17 protein-coding genes, 1 tRNA gene and 1 pseudogene are annotated in these 16,255 nt (G+C 61.4%); 8 read left to right on the top strand and 11 right to left on the bottom strand.

Annotated features, from left to right (window positions below):
- Position 1: 1 nt before the first annotated feature.
- The 6 genes from mbhE to EU800_RS21480 all read right to left on the bottom strand — a co-directional run bounded on the left by mbhE (position 2) and on the right by EU800_RS21480 (position 3,817).
- Entirely contained in the window at positions 2-892 is an 891-nt protein-coding gene (gene mbhE / locus EU800_RS21505; protein WP_242500670.1) for a hydrogen gas-evolving membrane-bound hydrogenase subunit E, read from the bottom strand.
- Positions 892-1,197, bottom strand: coding sequence for a monovalent cation/H(+) antiporter subunit G (locus EU800_RS21500; RefSeq protein WP_129635583.1), 306 nt, complete (start codon positions 1,195-1,197; stop codon positions 892-894). Before EU800_RS21500 ends, mbhE begins: the two co-directional genes overlap by 1 nt.
- Positions 1,194-1,445, bottom strand: coding sequence for a monovalent cation/H+ antiporter complex subunit F (locus EU800_RS21495; RefSeq protein ID WP_129635582.1), 252 nt, complete (start codon positions 1,443-1,445; stop codon positions 1,194-1,196). Before EU800_RS21495 ends, EU800_RS21500 begins: the two co-directional genes overlap by 4 nt.
- The gene (locus EU800_RS21490) at positions 1,442-2,023 is read right to left on the bottom strand and encodes a Na+/H+ antiporter subunit E (RefSeq protein WP_129635581.1); all 582 of its coding nucleotides are present in this window, start codon (positions 2,021-2,023) and stop codon (positions 1,442-1,444) included. The genes EU800_RS21495 and EU800_RS21490 overlap by 4 nt, the downstream gene beginning before the upstream one ends.
- A gap of 482 nt (positions 2,024-2,505) precedes the next feature.
- Positions 2,506-3,294 carry an anti-sigma factor gene (locus EU800_RS21485; RefSeq protein ID WP_129635580.1) on the bottom strand — a complete coding sequence of 263 codons (789 nt, stop codon included), beginning with the start codon at positions 3,292-3,294 and terminating at the stop codon, positions 2,506-2,508.
- Positions 3,295-3,307: 13 nt separating this feature from the next.
- Positions 3,308-3,817: a sigma-70 family RNA polymerase sigma factor gene (locus EU800_RS21480; protein ID WP_129635579.1), complete on the bottom strand. Its 510-nt coding sequence runs from the start codon at positions 3,815-3,817 to the stop codon at positions 3,308-3,310.
- Between the two features lie 150 nt (positions 3,818-3,967).
- On the opposite strand from EU800_RS21480, the gene EU800_RS21475 reads away from it, so the two are divergent.
- From EU800_RS21475 to EU800_RS21460, 4 genes are all read left to right on the top strand, one after another.
- Positions 3,968-4,987 (top strand): DUF2333 family protein, encoded by a 1,020-nt coding sequence (locus tag EU800_RS21475; protein WP_242500669.1) that lies wholly within the window; start codon positions 3,968-3,970, stop codon positions 4,985-4,987.
- Positions 4,988-5,020: 33 nt separating this feature from the next.
- Positions 5,021-5,386, top strand: coding sequence for a hypothetical protein (locus tag EU800_RS21470; RefSeq protein ID WP_129635577.1), 366 nt, complete (start codon positions 5,021-5,023; stop codon positions 5,384-5,386).
- Complete coding sequence (locus EU800_RS21465) at positions 5,383-5,751, top strand: ATPase inhibitor subunit zeta (RefSeq protein WP_129635576.1); 369 nt, start codon at positions 5,383-5,385, stop codon at positions 5,749-5,751. The genes EU800_RS21470 and EU800_RS21465 overlap by 4 nt, the downstream gene beginning before the upstream one ends.
- Positions 5,752-6,015: 264 nt before the next feature.
- A complete protein-coding gene (locus EU800_RS21460; protein ID WP_129635575.1) occupies positions 6,016-8,322 on the top strand; it encodes an ATP-dependent endonuclease in 2,307 nt (768 codons plus the stop codon).
- Positions 8,323-8,699: 377 nt separating this feature from the next.
- Here the strand turns inward: EU800_RS21460 and EU800_RS27005 are convergent.
- From EU800_RS27005 to EU800_RS21450, 4 genes are all read right to left on the bottom strand, one after another.
- Positions 8,700-8,798, bottom strand: a tRNA-Met gene (locus EU800_RS27005).
- Positions 8,763-10,235 (bottom strand): phage terminase large subunit, encoded by a 1,473-nt coding sequence (terL, locus tag EU800_RS21455; RefSeq protein ID WP_165354789.1) that lies wholly within the window; start codon positions 10,233-10,235, stop codon positions 8,763-8,765. Before terL ends, EU800_RS27005 begins: the two co-directional genes overlap by 36 nt.
- Complete coding sequence (locus tag EU800_RS27000) at positions 10,222-10,653, bottom strand: DUF5681 domain-containing protein (protein WP_165354788.1); 432 nt, start codon at positions 10,651-10,653, stop codon at positions 10,222-10,224. The genes terL and EU800_RS27000 overlap by 14 nt, the downstream gene beginning before the upstream one ends.
- Positions 10,646-11,986, bottom strand: coding sequence for a DNA methyltransferase (locus tag EU800_RS21450; protein ID WP_129635573.1), 1,341 nt, complete (start codon positions 11,984-11,986; stop codon positions 10,646-10,648). Before EU800_RS21450 ends, EU800_RS27000 begins: the two co-directional genes overlap by 8 nt.
- A gap of 586 nt (positions 11,987-12,572) precedes the next feature.
- Between EU800_RS21450 and EU800_RS21445 the strand changes: the two genes are divergently transcribed.
- From EU800_RS21445 to EU800_RS21435, 3 genes are read left to right on the top strand one after another with little or no spacing between them, the layout of a single operon-like run.
- Positions 12,573-12,803: a DUF3489 domain-containing protein gene (locus EU800_RS21445; protein WP_129635572.1), complete on the top strand. Its 231-nt coding sequence runs from the start codon at positions 12,573-12,575 to the stop codon at positions 12,801-12,803.
- Positions 12,800-13,207 carry a DUF2924 domain-containing protein gene (locus EU800_RS21440; protein WP_129635571.1) on the top strand — a complete coding sequence of 136 codons (408 nt, stop codon included), beginning with the start codon at positions 12,800-12,802 and terminating at the stop codon, positions 13,205-13,207. The genes EU800_RS21445 and EU800_RS21440 overlap by 4 nt, the downstream gene beginning before the upstream one ends.
- Entirely contained in the window at positions 13,204-14,874 is a 1,671-nt protein-coding gene (locus tag EU800_RS21435) for a recombinase family protein (protein WP_129635570.1), read from the top strand. Before EU800_RS21440 ends, EU800_RS21435 begins: the two co-directional genes overlap by 4 nt.
- A 421-nt stretch (positions 14,875-15,295) precedes the next feature.
- Here the strand turns inward: EU800_RS21435 and EU800_RS21430 are convergent, their stop codons facing one another.
- Positions 15,296-16,003 carry an IS6 family transposase gene (locus EU800_RS21430; RefSeq protein WP_129635569.1) on the bottom strand — a complete coding sequence of 236 codons (708 nt, stop codon included), beginning with the start codon at positions 16,001-16,003 and terminating at the stop codon, positions 15,296-15,298.
- A gap of 133 nt (positions 16,004-16,136) precedes the next feature.
- Between EU800_RS21430 and EU800_RS27635 the strand changes: the two are divergent.
- Positions 16,137-16,255 (top strand): annotated as a pseudogene (locus EU800_RS27635) (IS110 family transposase); the annotation flags it as partial.

The following is a 16,255-nucleotide window of genomic DNA, read 5'->3' as shown; positions in this document are numbered from 1 at the left end:
GTCAGTGTCTTTCGGCGGGTCCAATGAACAGAAGGAGCAGCGTTGCGGCGATGGAGAGGGTGAGCGCGCTCTCGATCGCGAGGATCCAGGCCTTGGCGGCGCCCGCGGGATACCCAAGCAACGCGCCGGTCAGCAGTTCGGCGGCAAGGGCCGCCACGACGAAGGCGCCAAGGCCGAGGATTGCGAGCCCTGCGAGTGCGGCTCGGCCCCAGCGGATCGGGCGAACCATCCCGCTCAGGCCAAGCGCGATTGCGCCACCGGCCAGAATGGCTCCGGCCTGGAATGCGCCGCCCGGAGCATGGCCGCCCTGCCACAGCAGATGGCCGGCCAGAAAAATGGTCAGCGGCAGGACCACGCGGGCAAAGGGCAGCATCATCGGTCCGAGCGGCGCGATGCGCGGATGCACCGGCTTGACCACGGCAATGACGGCGAGCGCCGCGAACAGCACCGCGATCTCCAGCAGCGTGTCCCAGGCGCGGAAATTGAGCAGAACGGCGGTGACGGGATTCTCCACACCGCTCTCCGGTAGAGCCTCGTTCACGAGCGCCGGATAGATCGCAGCGGTTTCAACTATCAGCGCTGTCCAGAGGATCGCACCGCTCACGGCGAGCGACAGCAAAGCGGCCCCAAGCCACTGCGCGGGCGGCAGCGCCTTTGCCGAAGCCTTGGGAACACGTCGCGCGCTGCGCAGGAGCAGGGCGCCGGTCAGCCCCGCGCCGATGGCCGCTTCGGCCAGTGCGACATCCGGCGCGCCCAAGCGCAGCCAGGACAAGGCAACCAGCAGACCCATCACCAGGAAAGCGGCGACCGCGGCGATCCGGTCGCGCGCAAAGAGCGCCATCGCCGCGGCACCGAGACAGGCGGCGGCGATGACACTGTCGAACAGCATCATCACGGGGAGTCCTCCTGAGATGAGGCGAAATCGAGGTGATCCCGCGCGATCAGATGGCCGGTCGTGGCTCCGGACAACGCCACCAGTAGGGTGCAGAGCAAGAGCGAGAGCGTCGCGGTGAAGCTCTGCGCAAGGCAGGCCGCGCCGAGCGCAATCAACGCGACACCGGCCGTGTCCGCCTTGGTCAGCACATGCAGGCGCGAGAGCAGGTCCGGCAGGCGCCAGACGCCGAGCGCCGCGACGGCAAGAAAAGCGGTCCCGGCAATCATCAGGACCAGTCCGGCGGAATGCAGCAGTGCGGTCATGCGTTCCTCCGTCCGAGCGCGACGAAGGCGATGCCGGCGACCGCGGCCAGCGCGGCAAAGACAAGAGCGATGTCGAACATGACCCGGGCAGCCTCCGCTGCGCCGAGCAGCAGCAGAATGGCCACCGTTCCAGTACCGGCCAGTTGCACGGCGAGGATGCAGTCCGCCGCGTTTCTGGCGAGGACGAGGCGTGGCAACACGGCCAGGGTCGCCAGAAGCGCTATCAGGGAGAGGATTTCCGGGATCATGAGACGTCTCCATCGAGTGACAGGCGGAAAAGACCGGCGATGCGAGTTTCCAGCGCATCGAGATCGGCCCGTGTTGCGGGACCGCAATCGAGCGCATGAACGGTGAGCCGGTCATCCTCCAGCCGGGCGGTTAGGGTTCCGGGCAGGAGCGTGATGAGCAGGGCAAACAGCCTGCGCGGACGGCCCTCGGGGAGGCGGGTACGAACAGTCAGGCACCCCGAACGCAGCCGACCTGGCGCAAGGCTGAACAGGCTCACGTCGCGCGCGCCGCGCAGAACGCCCGCGAAGGCGAACCACGCCAGCCGCAATGCCCCAAAAAGCGAGATGGCTGGTGGAGGTGCGGCGGGCAGCAAGCTTGTCGCCGCGGCACCGGCGATCACGGTCGGCAGGCCGATCACCCAGCTCCCGGGATCGTTCCAGTGAAGCCCGGCCCAGATCGCGGCCAGCACCGCGCCGGTCCCGAGCATTGCCCGCACCCTGCCAGCGCCGACGGATGCCCGGCGCGAACGTCGGGGCAGTATTACGAGGTGATCGGTTTGCAGGTGCAGTTCCCGCGGGAATTCATGACGAACTTTCATCGGATCTCCTTGGGCAGCGTCAAACGGCGCTGTTCGAAGGATCCGACATCGCAACCGGCTGCCATTCGGTTGCCAGAGGGGCCCGGATCCGGGTCTTCAGTTGCTGTTGTTTTTTCAGGGCGCGGCCGGCATTGGCTGCGCGACCAACATTCAAAAGACGCCCGAGGGCGCGGTCTCATCCCTGCCGAGTGCCAAAAAAGAGGGCCGACGCAGCGGTCGGCCCTCAAGGTGCGGAGCAGGATGTGAGCAGGTAGGGGGACGCTCCGCAGGCAGATGGGTATCGGATTGTTCGCGATGATTTCGCGCGCGCTCCCGTGTGTTTCATCCCAAGAACGCATAGCGATCCGGTTTCATCCCAAGTGTCCTGGGGGCGGACGTAAAAAAGACGACCCGGACACAGTGTCCGGGTCGTCTTTTGTGGCGGCCACCCCATTTGGCCGCCACGATGCGTGTTGGCTCGCGGAAATCGCGAGCGGCCAAGGTCAAATCTTGCTGGAAAGGTCCATAGCAATCTTCTGGACATCCGCCTTGCCGCCCTCGCCCACGAGGGCGAAGTCGACATCGGCCGTGCGCCAGTATCCAACCGACCGGTTCGGATAATCGACGATGGTAAGCGGCCCGATAGGCTCCTTCTTCGGATGCTGGGCCAAGGTCAGCGAATAGCGCGCACCTTTGTCATCTTCATAGATATACTGAGCAAGCGGTCCCTCCTTGGTGCCCAGAAGGCGCGCGCCGACGAGCGCCACTCCATATTCGGCAAGATCCGGCGCCGTGATCGGAACGCCGACCTTTCCCGAGAACCAGTCGGCCACACCATCGACCGCGGCACCTGCGAACTCGACAGGGTAGTCGGGGTCGTCGGCAAAGACCTGGTGGGCCCCGACAGCTTCCGAGACATATTCAGGCACCCCCGTGACCGGGGCGGTGACCGTCGCATGCCCCCACCAGCCAAAGGCTATGAGGGCGCACGCGGCGGCCACCTGCGCGCCGGCGCGAAGCCAGCCGAGGCTGGGCCTGTAAGGCCGCGGGACGGTGCGCTGGGCCAGCCTGTCGGCCAACCGGCGTTTCAACCGCTCAGTCTGCAAGTCCGCTGGCCCGATATCGATCGCTTGCAGCGCGTCGCCGACAAGGCGTTTCTGACGTGACAGAGCTTCAAGCGTTTGGCGGGCGTCCAGATCACTGGTCAGACGCGCCTCCAGTTCGGCGGCTTCCTCGGGACCAAGCTCGCCATCGACGTAAGCATTCAATGTTTCCTGGGCTTCTATTGTCATTGTATCAGCCTCCTTAAACGACCAGTTTCAGCCGTTTCGATTTCAGTCCACCCACGATCTTGCGGAGCGCTGCACGGCCCCGCCCGAGGCGGCTGTAAAAAGTACCAAGCGGAAGATCGAGCGTACGCGCGGCATCGGCGTAGCTCATCTCCTTGATGGCAATGAGCACGATGGGCAGACGCTGCGCTTCGGGCAACTCCTGCAAGGCATCGAGCACCTGCTGCAACTCGATCCGTTTGGTCGGGTCGGTATTCTCGACCGTTTCCGGAATATGGAGCCAAGCATCTTCGCGAACCTTGTGCCGACGACGCTCGCTCACATGCGTATTGTGCAGAATGCGGAACAACCAGACCCGCAGATCGCTGCCTGGCTGCCATTGATCGGCAGCGGCAATCGCCTTTGCAAGCGTTTCCTGAACGAGATCCTCAGCGGCGTCCCGGTTTCGCGTCAGCACCATCGCATACCGCTTCAGACTGGCAACATATTCGTCAAGGTTCTTTTCCAATTCGCTGCGCGCATCCATCTTCAGTGAAAACTCCCACAATCACATCCTGACACACATACGTCTGGCGCCAGCTTTTCATCCCCTGCCCGCGGATTTTTTTTCGAGCCGGTCTTGGCGTCATGTTTTTTCATCTCCACGGATGAAATCCGCTGTTGCGGCGTTGTTTGGTTGAAGCCGCAAGGGGAAAGCCCAGTGACAACCCAAACCTCACCAACCGACACTCGCAGAGCATCGCTACTGCCTGCGCCCGTGAATTCGCGGCGCAGGCACCGTCGTTTTCCTGTTCTGCAGATTGTGCGTGTCCTAGGGGCCGGGATCGTGCTCTGGGCTGTGATTACCTATGGCGTTTTCGGCGCACTGAAGCACTCGATCATCACCGATCCGCCCGCAAACGGGACCAAGGATGGTGGCGGAAGTGCGGCCATCTCCGCCGCGGCCGCACTCATCCGACGCGAGCTCGACGAAAACGGCTGGACGCCGAACGACCCGATTATTGCTCCGGCCACGGTGCTCGACAACATGCCGAATTTCCAGGCCGGGATTATCGACGCGGTCGGGCGCTTCAGTTTCGAGATGCTCGACCAGATCGCACGTACCCGCGGATCGTCGAGCGACGATCCGGATCTGGAGCGTGCAACCGGTTTCCTGCAATTTCCGCCCGATATCTGGATCTGGGAGCCGTCTCGCTCGCTGCTGCCTTCAGTCTCGTCCGAATCGCAATATCGCCAGGGGCTCGCGGCGCTGGAGCGTTACAATCTTCGCCTTGCCCAAGGCGAGGCCGTGTTCGAGCGGCGCGCCGATACGCTGGCAGCCACGCTCTCCCGTATCTCCGCCGATATTGGTGCGCAGACTGCGCAACTCGAGCGGGCGCAGAACACCGGCTGGTGGATCTTCAGCCGTCGCGCCGATGACGTATTCTACCACAACAAGGGCATGCTGCACGGGTACCATGTTCTGCTCTCCGGACTGGGGCAGGACTTCGACCGGGTGATTCAGGAGCGCAGCCTTGGCCCGATCTGGAGCCAGGCGCTCTACGGTCTCGAAAAAGGCGCTCAGCTTCAACCGTTTGTCGTGCTGAATGGCGACCGTGACAGGTCGATCTTCGCCAATCATCTCGCGTTGCAGGGATTCTACATGAAACGCGCGATCCTGCAGCTGGAAGAAGCTGTCAACGTCCTCGCCGTCTGACCCGCGGCCTAATAATAGCAGGAGACATCAAAGATGTTCAGAAGCCTTCTCTCTAATTCTGGCCAATCCCGGCCCGAAGCGGACGGTGCACCGCGCCGGTGGGGCTTATCAGCCCTACGGCAAGCCTATGACGATTGGCGTTTAGGACGTGACATCGCCGCCATAATGGCTGCCTTTGACCGCCTTTCGAACCGCCAGCTTGAACTGATCGGCGTGTCCCGCGGCAGCCTCTACGATACTGTCGAAGACATGATCCTTGCTGCGGAACGGGAGCGCACGTTCGGAGAAGAGGTCGTTGCGTTGCTCGAAGCGCCTGTGGAAGCGCGAGCAGAAGCGCAGAAAATGCTTTCTTTCGAACCCGAGCTAACGACCGACAAAAAGGATCTGCAAGTGGCGTGAGCCTGAACGACTTCAATCAAGCAGCACATTTGGAAAGGAGCAAGATGGCCTTATTTAAGCATCGCCAGAAATCGATAGAGGCGAAATTCGCGCGCGATGAGGAACTGGAATTCCAGGTAAGGATTCGGAGTTTGCGTTTCGTGGCTAGCTGGGCCGCCTTGTTGAAGGGCGATCCGGAAAACGGAGTGGACAGGCTCGTCGAGAGACTGATCCGCGAGCACATGCGTGCGCCCGGCGACGACAGCGCCATTGCGATCCTCCAGGAACATCTTGGGGACTTGGCTGACGAGTCATTATTGCGCCGCAAGCTAGATGAGTTCCTCCAGGATGCGCGCGCCGTGGTTCTGTACGACAAGGCTGGCTGAATATCCTCACACCTCGGTAGTCATCTGGCGCGTAGGGCATCGTGGCTCTGCGCGCCATTTCATTTGAAAGGGGCCGGTTTCTGGGTTTCAAGGGATCTACACCGTCTTCTCGACCAAGGCGCGAAAGTCGGGATGAAAACCGGATCTCACGCGTTTTCCGTATAAATCAACTCTCATGCTCGACGGCGCTAGCGAAGCGTTCTGCATCGAGCGACGCACGACAGTTGCCAAATTGCGGCAAATACGGATCTGAAGGAGACACCGATGCATTTTGACAAGTCAATTGCCCCGGAAGTGGGCTCGAAGGCTGTTTCTGGGTGTCCGGAAACGGCAGTCCGCAAGCGGGAAACCGGCTTCAAGCTGCGTCGCTACCGTGTCACAAACTTCCGGTCCGTCACCGACTCCGGGTATCTCGAACTGGATCACGTCACCGCGCTGATCGGCGTGAACGAGTCCGGCAAGACCAACCTTCTCTTGCCGCTCTGGAAGCTCAACCCCGCGGGCGGCGGCGAGATCAAACCGACATCTGACTTCCCCAAGGCCCTTTTCGGGTCGATACGCGCCAATCCCGATGCGTTCCAGTTTGTCTCTGCCGAGTTCGATACCGGCGAGGACGCCGCGAAGCTGGCCGAACTTGCAAAGATACCGGTCGAGTTCACATCGACCGTCTGTGTCGGACGAAACTACGACGGCAGCTACACCGTCAGCTTTCCCTTGTATCGTCCGAAGAAGCTCGAAGAGCGTGTAGATGTCAGCCCGATCCTGTCAGCCTCAAAACACCGAATTCTGCAAGTGGCCCCGCCGGAGAGCCAAGCCGATCTCAAGTCGACCGCATTGCAGACAATTCGCGAGATGGAAACCGAGTTGGACGGTTGTGCGCCTCTGACGGCCAATGACCTGATCCGACTTCGCGACAAGGTCGCCGCGGTCATTCCGGAGGATCCGCCCGCGTCGTCGGTTATCGTAGCAGAACTCCGGTCGCTCCAAACCGAACTGGGCAAGCGCATGGCCGCGATTTTGAAACCTGATCCAGGCCAGATAGACGATGTTCGCGACGCGGTCCTCTCGCGGATGCCGACGTTCGTCTACTATTCGAACTACGGAAACCTCGATGCGGAGATCTACCTACCCCATGTCGTCGAGAACATGGGCCGTGGTGATCTCGGTGCAAAAGAAGCAGCCAAGGCGCGCACGCTCCGGGTTCTCTTCGGTTTCGTCGGGCTGGAGGCGGAAGAAATCCTGCAACTTGGCAGGGATTTTCGGGAAATCCGCGACGAGGCCACGGAATTGCGCCTTGCGGAAGAGAACAAGGCTGGAAAACTGTTCGCTTTCCTAAAGCAGTCGCGCAAACCAGACGAGGGCCCAGACGCTCAGCTTCTGAGCGAGATTGCCGAGGCCAAGAGGACTCGGTCAATCCTGCTGCAATCGGCAAGCACAAAACTCACTGAACGCTTTGGCCAGTGGTGGAAACAGGGCGATTACCGCTTTCGGTTCGAAGCCGATGGAAACCACTTCCGCATCTGGGTCAATGATGCCCGTCGGCCGCAGGAGGTCGAACTCGAGAACCGTTCGACCGGACTACAGTGGTTCCTGAGCTTTTTCCTGGTCTTTCTCCATGAAAGCCAGGGTGTGCATCGCAACGCGGTGCTTTTGCTGGACGAGCCGGGGCACTCGCTGCATCCGCTGGCGCAGCGCGATCTTTCCACCTTCTTTGACGGGCTCGCCGCAACGAACCAGATCGTCTACACCACCCATTCGCCATTCCTCGTGGATGCCGATCGGCTTGAACGCGCTCGAAAGGTCTTTGTTGGACGGGATGGATCTACCCTGGTGTCGAACGATCTGCGCTCCGAGGAAGGATCAGACACAAAACGAGGTGCGAGCTTCGCAGTGCGCTCAGCGCTGAACATCGCGGTGGCGGAGGCAATGCTCGGGGGTGCCCAGCCGGTGCTGGTTGGCAGCACAACCGACCAGACCTATCTCTCCCTGCTCAAGACTCTGCTCATTGGCGAGGGCCGGTTTAAACCTCGGCGAGAGATCGTCTTTGCTCCCGCGACCGGGCAACGCGTCATGCAGGCCATGGCGGCTCTCCTCGCCAACGAAGACACGGATCTGCCGCCAGTTCTTCTCGACGGATCGGATTCTGGGCGGGTTCAGGCCAAACGCCTGCGCGCTTCGAGCCACGCAGCCTGCCCGGATCGGGTAATCGGGCTCGACGAAATCGTGGGTATGAAGAGAGCGCAAATTGAGGATCTCATCGGGCTCGATCTTGTGGCCCCACTTGTGGATCGGATCGAACGCCGACCGGATCGGCTCTTCATCGATCATGTCAAACCGGACCTGCCGCTCGTTGATCAGGTCGAAGCCTGGGCCGCGCAAGAGCGTATCTCGCTGCCGCCTGACTGGCGGCTCCAACTTGCAACGCGGGTAAAGGCCCGTCTGCTTGAAACAGATGCTATGGCGCTGCCCCAATCAACGTTGAAATTGGCAGAGCAACTGATGAGCAGGCTTCTACCCTGCAAGACGGAAGCAGAGCCGGTCTCGCAGGATCGTATCGCCCGCATAGGATGACCTAAGCAATGTCCCTCTGGCCGCTTTTGCGGCGAGAGGGAATACGAACCGCCTTCCAGGAAGGTTCCTTCCGAAGTCCCCAATGGGCCGTTCAGGTCGAACCCGACGCTGCCCTTGAGCGAGCAGTGCGCTCTCCTCAATGTCTGCTGTGAGGTGTGCTAGACGGATCTCGGGTATCAGAAGGCCGACGCGCTCTGCATTCTTCCGGATGAGGAATGCGCATTCTGCCGAACGAGGAACCGACCGAACCGTCGATTCCTACGGTTCCGTCCGCAGGACTCATCAAACGTTGATGTGGCGTTGATGTAAAACGCGACATCAAGAAATTGATCGGCCGAGGCCGACTTCAAGTGTTTGATATTGTTTTGTATTTTTCGTTGCGGGGGTAGGATTTGAACCTACGACCTTCAGGTTATGAGCCTGAAGGTCGATGATCGAGACTACCGCCGGGGCCGCTCCCGGCTCCGTTCCCGGCGCTCGATCTTGAGCGGATGGTCCCGCGGCAGAGCCCGCCAGAAGCCAGTCCCCTTGGTCCAGTTCAGGAACTGGCTGAAGCTGTCGACCATGTCGTCGTTGCGCCCTCGGGGAAAGCCCTGCAACTCGCGCTTGAACGCGGGCAGCCAAGGCGCCTCGCGCGGCAGGAAGACCTTTCCCGCTTCCACCGGCGCACAGGCCGCCGCGAAGCGGATCTCCTTCTCCTTTTCGGGCGTAACGCTTTTGAAACGTTTATCATCCTGAAACAACTCGTGCAGAAGGGGCCGGCCAGTGGCGGCATCCTCGATCAAGACCTTTTCGGGATCCCACAAACTGACCGAGTGCAGGACCTTCGCCTTGAGTTGCGGATAGTCCAGCTTGCCACGCCAGACATCCAGCAGGTACCAGCTACCATGCCGGAATCCCCAAGTGGTACAGGCCGAGAAATCCGACTGAGGGTCTGCGGAGGTTCCCGTGTCCCAGCTCTGGATGACCAGCTGATACCAGCGCCGGTCTTCAACTTTCTCATACGTGCCGAACCATTCCCAGCGAAGGGGCGACCCGTCAGGGGCGATCGGGTTCTGCTGGTATTGACAGTTGAAAACGGCGGATCCCATCTCCCGACGCATTCGGTCCAGCGTCTCGCGATCGAGCCGCTCGGGAAACAGGAGATCGCCGGGCCGACGGCGATGAACCTTGCCGCGCCCGATCGGGACGACCTCGTTGTCCTCGGCGATCGCCGGCAGGTTGAGATGCCGATAGGTCCCCTTGTCGAGCAGGTACCCCGGCGGATCCAGTTCATGGAGCCGTTGCGCGATCATCACCACGCGACCCTCTGCCTGATTGTTGAACCGGGACAGCAGAGATCCCTCGATGAACTCCTGCGCCCGAACGAGTTCCGCTTCCGAGTTCGCATCCCCGGCCTTCAGCAAATCGTCGATGATGATGTAGTCTGCTCCGTGGCCGGTGACCGAACTGCCGATCGAGACGGCCTTGCGGCTGCCATCTTTCGTTGTCCGGATTTCCTCGGCAGTGTTGCCCTTCTTCGCGAGCCGGGTCGCGGGAAACATCTGCCGGTACCATCTGGAGGACATGACGCGCCGACAATCGTCGGAATGTTTTCGTGCGAGATCGAGACCGTAGCTCGCAACGATGATCTTGGCTTCGGGGTGGTGTCCCAGGATATAGGCGACATAGGCAACAGCCACGGTCACCGATTTCAGACAACGCGGAGGGATGTTGATAACCAGCCGCTTGTTCTCTCCGGTGCGCACAGTGTCGAGCTCGTGACACATGGCCTGGACGTGCCAAACCGGTTCAAACCGGTCGTTCGGCCCGTTGTGGAGGGTGTCGAACACCCTCCACACGAACGAGAAGAAGTCCTCCCGGCTGCGCTGAAGCGCGGCGAGACGAACCAGATGCGGATCAGGAGCCGTCATTATCTGTTTCCACTTCGTCAATCGTCGCATTGTCGCCACCACCCTCTGCGAACAAATGGCGAAGGATGTCGTAGTCGACCGGCTCGGCGGTGTCGGAGAGAGCAGCGTCCTCGGCGTCGGAGTCGAGCCGTCCGGACAGGTCGGCATCGAAACGGGCAAGTAACGCAAGGGCTTTCATGTCTCCCTTCAGCGCGGTTGCGACAAAGCGTCTGGCCGCGGCCTCTGCCTTGGAGATCTTCACCTCGCGATTGCCCTCGCGAACGGTGATTTTGGTTTCGAGTTCACGCTGCAGGCTAGCGTTGAACCCCTTGGCTCCTTTCGGCCGGCCCTTCGGGTTGCCCGACTGGCCCTTCTTGAACTGCGTGTGCTTCGGAGGCCGGCCGTAGCCGACCTCGTAGTCTTTTTCGGGATCAGACATTGCTCGCCTCCATCGGGTTGGCAGTACCGACAGCCGCGGCACGGTCGTTGAACGTTTCGCCGGTCGTGGCATGCGCCGCCATTTTCCCGGTCATCTCATGCCAGCGGCGGATGGCAACATCGACATAGGCCGGATCGAGTTCGATCAGCCGGGCCCGGCGGCCGGTTTTCTCGGCGGCGAGGAGCGTTGCGCCAGAGCCGCCGAAGGCATCCAGCACCACACTGCCGCGGTGGCTCACATCCATGATCGCATCGGCGACCAATGCCGTCGGCTTGACGGTCGGGTGATCGGCGAGATCCGCCTCGCGAGCTTTGCCGAAGCTGTTGACGCCGGCATAGTCCCAGACATTGGTCCGGTTGCGACCGTGCTTGCCCAACTCGACATTGTTGATATGCGGTGCGCCGGGTTTCTTGAAGATGCAGATCATCTCGTGCTTGGAGCGGTAGAGGCTGCCCATGCCGCCATTGGTCTTGTTCCAGACACAGAGGTTGATCAGCTCGAAGCCGCCGGACTTGCCGGTCGCGATCAGCTCCTCGATGTGCCGCCAGTCCATGCAGACCATGGCGATGGCGCCCTCGGCCATCTTTTCCCAAGTTTCCGCAAGGAAGGTCGCAAGGAAGGTGCGGAATTCGCTGTCCGACATCTCGCCGGACGCCATGGCGAACTCGCGATGATCGCCACCATTGCCCGAGCGGACATGACCGTTCACCGGGACGTTGTACGGCGGGTCTGTGAAGACCATCCCGGCCATCCCGCCATCAAGGACACGGGCGTAGCTGGCTTCCTCCAGCGAATTGCCGCAGAGGATCCGGTGATCCCCGAGGATCCAGAGATCGCCGGGGCGCGTGACGGCCGGCTTCGCCGGATCCGGCTCCTCGACGGTTTCCAGAGGCGATTCATCGCCATCACTGGTGCCGCCGATGATGATGTCGATCTCCGGCACCTCGAAGCCGGTGATATCGAGGCTGAAGTCAAGGTCACCGTCCAGGCTCAGGTCCATGAGCTCCGCGAACTCGATCTGCAGCGCCTCCGGGTTCCAGTCGGAGAGTTCGGCCAGCTTGTTGTCGGCGATCCGCAGCGCCCGCACCTCGGCCGGGCTCAGGTGATCTGCGACGACAGTCGGAACCGTGGTGAGCCCGAGCGACTTGGCCGCCTCGTAGCGACCATGGCCAGCGATGATGACACCGTCGCCATCGACAAGGATCGGCGTGACAAAACCAAACGTCGCCACCGAGGCTTTCAGCTTGCTGATGTTCTTCGCCGTGTGGATACGGTTGTTGTTTGCATAGGGTTTGAGGTCGGCGACCCGGGTCTGGGTGACCTTCTCGGTCATCCAGATAGCCTTGGTCGATGCCGGGGCAGCGGGTTTTTTGGGACGGGCACGCATTTACGTCTCCATTCATAGATGCCGTGGGAACGGCGAAGGTCAGAATGGATCGCTTCGGGGATACGGAGAGAGCATTCACAGCAACTCCCCGGACCGATGGATCCGGTTTGTTGCCGCTTCGAATGCTCTCTGCTGGGCACGGTGCCCATGTGAGTGCTGCCAGGGTGGCGATTTAGCCCCCGTAATGAAGCAGGCAGGAGGATGCCTAGCATTGCACAGGTGCTCTCGTCAAGATGAAACTATCTTAATGAATTGTAAATAAACAAAAATCATGGGTGCAGTATGTGTGCGTTCCTTCGGGTGCACGGTACGCTTCAAAGTCATGAACAATGTGAGGCATCACGGAAAAACCGGAGTCGAGCGGTGCTCGGCGAACGAACACGGCATAGAACTTCGGGCTAATTCTCGTTTCGCAAGTTCCGCTGGACTGCTGCCGCGAACAGAGCGTCACTGACATCACGCCCGAAGACATCGGGCTCTCCTCGGTACCGGGGCTGGCATTCCGCCGGCCCGCTACCTGAGGAGAAGACCAATGACCAAGCGCAAGCAGACCAAGACTGACAAGGTGCGCGCGATGCTCGCTCGCCCTGAGGGCACGAGCCTTGATGCGATCTGCAAGTCCACCGGCTGGCAGCCGCATTCCGCTCGCGCGGTCCTGAGCGGGTTGCGCAGGGCCGGCTACACGGTCGAGCGGCAAGTGGCCACGGAAAAGGGTGGCCCGTCCCTCTACCGGATCACCGCCGAGCCCGAGGTGACCGAATGATCCGGGTCGCCGATCTCGACACCATGGACCGGGCCGCGTTGATCGCGGCCTGGACCGAAACCTTCGGAACGCCGGTACCGAAAGGGCTGAGCCAGTCCTTCCTGCGACGTTTCCTTGCCACCGAGATCCAGACCCGCAGGTCCGGCGGCCCGCCCGCCAGAGTCCGGAAAGCGCTGATGCAGGGCAACGATCGCGGACAACGTTCAAAGACAGCCAAACTGGAACCGGGCAGCCGCCTGCTGCGCGAATGGAACGGCATCACCCATGTTGTCGAGGTCACCGAGGACGGATTCCGCTGGAACGGTCAGTGCTGGCGCTCGCTCTCGGTCATCGCCCGCGAGATCACCGGCGCCCACTGGTCGGGACCTCGGTTCTTCGGTCTCAGTGGAAAGTCCCGGTCATGAGCAAGCCCCGGATCCGCTGCGCCATCTACACCCGCAAGTCCTCCGAGGAGGGTCTCGACCAGGATTTCAACTCGCTTGATGCCCAGCACGAGGCCTGCGCCGCCTATATCGCAAGCCAGCGCCACGAGGGCTGGAAGATGCTGCCCGGCCGCTACGACGATGGTGGGATTTCTGGCGGCACGCTCGAGCGCCCCGGCCTGCAACGCCTTCTTGCCGACATCGACGCCGGCCGCATCGACATGGTGGTGGTCTACAAGATCGACCGGCTCACCCGGTCGCTGGCCGATTTCGCCAAGCTGGTCGAGCGGCTCGAAGAAAGAGACTGCTCCTTCGTCTCCGTCACCCAGGCCTTCAATACCTCCTCGTCGATGGGCCGGCTGACGCTGAACGTGCTGCTCTCCTTCGCCCAGTTCGAGCGCGAGGTCACTGCCGAGCGCATCCGTGACAAGATCGCCGCCTCGAAGAAGAAGGGGCTCTGGATGGGTGGGGTCCCGCCGCTCGGCTACGACCCGCATCCCGACCCGATGCGCCGGGAACTGGTGGTCAACGAGAAAGAGGCCAAGGTGGTTCAGGACATCTTTGCCCTCTATGCCACGCACAGATGTCTCAATGTCGTCACCGGCGAGGCCGAGGCCCTCGGTCTGCGTTCGAAGCGCCATGTCTTCTCGACGGGCCGGGAGCAGGGAGGCAACGTTCTGAGCCGGGGCCAGGTCCACAAGATCCTCACCAACCCGGTCTATCTCGGGATGATCCGGCACAAGGAAAAGACCTTCCCCGGCAAACATCCGGCCATCATCGACCAGTCCCTGTGGGACAAGGTGCAGGACCTGCTGCAATCCGCCAGTGTAAAGCGGCGTGGCGTGCCCTCGGGTCGCACCAGCAAAGATGCTGCTCCGCTCAAAGGCAAGTTCCGGGATGAGACCGGGGATCTGCTGACCCCGACGCACGCCCGAAAGAACGGCAAGCAGTTGCGGTATTACATATCGAACCGGTTGGTCTCCGGTGGCGCCGATCCGACCGGGTGGCGTCTGCCCGCACCGTCTTTAGAGGCTGCCGTTGCCGAGGCAATGGCCAATCACTTCGCGGATCACGCGACCCGCCATGCCGTTCTGGCCGCCGTCAACGCGGCGGATGCCCTCGTAGCCTCGGACAGCGTGGCGGACCTCGCGAAGCGAATTCGGACAGACGGCATCGACGTCGCGGCCACGCTCATCGCCGGGGGAGCACTCGATAGAGGCCGCATTGCGATCTCGCTCGACGCGGCGGCGTTAGCCGATGCGACGGGTTTGCCGACCAGCTCGATGGATCCCGACCTGCTCGAACTCGACCGGCCGTTCACCTGCCGGCGACGTGGCGCCGAGATGAAGATCGTCGCCGGCAGCCGCGCGCCGGAACCTGACCCCGTAATGATCCGGGCGATCCGCAATGCGCATCGCTGGTCCGACGCCCTGAAGTCCGGAACCTCACTCAAGCGGCTCTCGTCCGAAGCGAATGTCTCTGAGCGCTACCTCGCCCGTATCGTTCAACTGGCCGGCCTTTCGCCCCGAATCCAGGCATCCATTGTCGAAGGCAGACAGCCCATCGACCTGACCCTGAAGCGCCTCCTGCGTTCAACCCCACCACTGGAGTGGAGTGACCAGGAGCGGGCGTTCGGATTCCATGGCTGAACACCTTCCCTGATCGCCGAGCAGGCTTCCCTGTTCCGTCGAGAAACATTCCCTGTTCCATTCTGAAAATACCCTGTTCGGTCGCGCAGGGAATTCGGCATCAAGGCATTGATATTGCTCCCACAAACAGCACGCTTTCGAACCGAAATCGCTGCAAGTCATCAAAATACGCTGTAAATCGCGCCGGATCAGGGAAAGCCACCTGAAAACGGACCGGCTCTTTGGGCCGACTGAGACACCTCGAGTTTTGCTCCGGGAATAGCCTGGAAAGGTGCGTCTCAGGTCATGAGCGCACCGCCTAAATGGCGGGAAACACGCCGCAATTCGGCGCGATATGGACATGGGGAATCGAGACGATTGTCGGTGGCGGTGCTGCCAGACGAATTCGAACCGGTCTCTGAATGGACAGTGAGCTTGCCCTTTATTCCGCGCCGAGTTGACGCCACTCGTCGAGGGCGGCGGCGCGGTTCTTCTTGAAGTTGGCTCTGGAGGAGAAGCTGCGCTCCGAGTTGAAATGGTTGAAGACCGAGGCGTGGACGGCGGCAAACATCTGTAAACTTCGCATCCACCGGAACCGTTGCATCGCCCGTTCTCGTCGTCGGAATGGCAGGTGCGAGTTCTCCGCCCGATTGTTGAGCCAGCGCCCGGTTTCCTGCCGTTCCGCCGCGCCGACCTCCTTCAAAGCGGCGCCATACGAACGAAGCTTGTCTGTTACGAAGACGTGCGGCCGACCGTAGCGCTTCATTGTTTTCTTTAGGAACTTCAATGCCGCCTTCTTGTCCCGTGCCTTCGTCACAAAGCTCTCCAGGACCTCACCTTCGTGGTCGACGGCCCGCCAGAGATAGTGCCGCTCGCCATTTATCTTCACGAACATTTCGTCGAGATGCCATTGCCACTGCGGTCCGGAACGCAGCCGCTCGGCGCGTTTCCTTCGGATCTCGGAGGCGAATATCGGGCCGAACCGGTTCCACCAGAACCGAACGGATTCATGGCTGATGTCGATGCCACGCTCGTGCAGCAGATCCTCGACATTCCTGAGCGACAAAGGGAAGCGCATGTAGAGCATCACCGCCAGGCGGATGATCTCAGGGCTGGTCTTGAAGTATTTGAACGGTTTTCGTTTCGTCATCCGGGGGCGCTACTCAGCCCCCTGCCCCATCTCAAGCCACGTTCTTCTGATGGTGTGGACGGCTCCACCCGAACGGCATCGCGATGTGCCAAGCTGGTGCTGTTTGGAACCAGCTGAGGAAGGAGCCGACCACATGGAAATTACAACACTCGGGATCGACTTGGCCAAGTCTGTCTTTCAGCTTCACGGGGTGGATGCCTGTGGCGCTGTCGTCTTGCAGAAGAAGCTTCGGCGGGGCGCGGTGCTCGATTT

Origin of the sequence: Tropicimonas sp. IMCC6043 (genome assembly GCF_004146235.1) — a bacterium.
Lineage (GTDB): Bacteria > Pseudomonadota > Alphaproteobacteria > Rhodobacterales > Rhodobacteraceae > Tropicimonas.
Note: the sequence above shows the minus strand (reverse complement) of the source record. Positions and strands in the feature narration are given on the sequence as shown.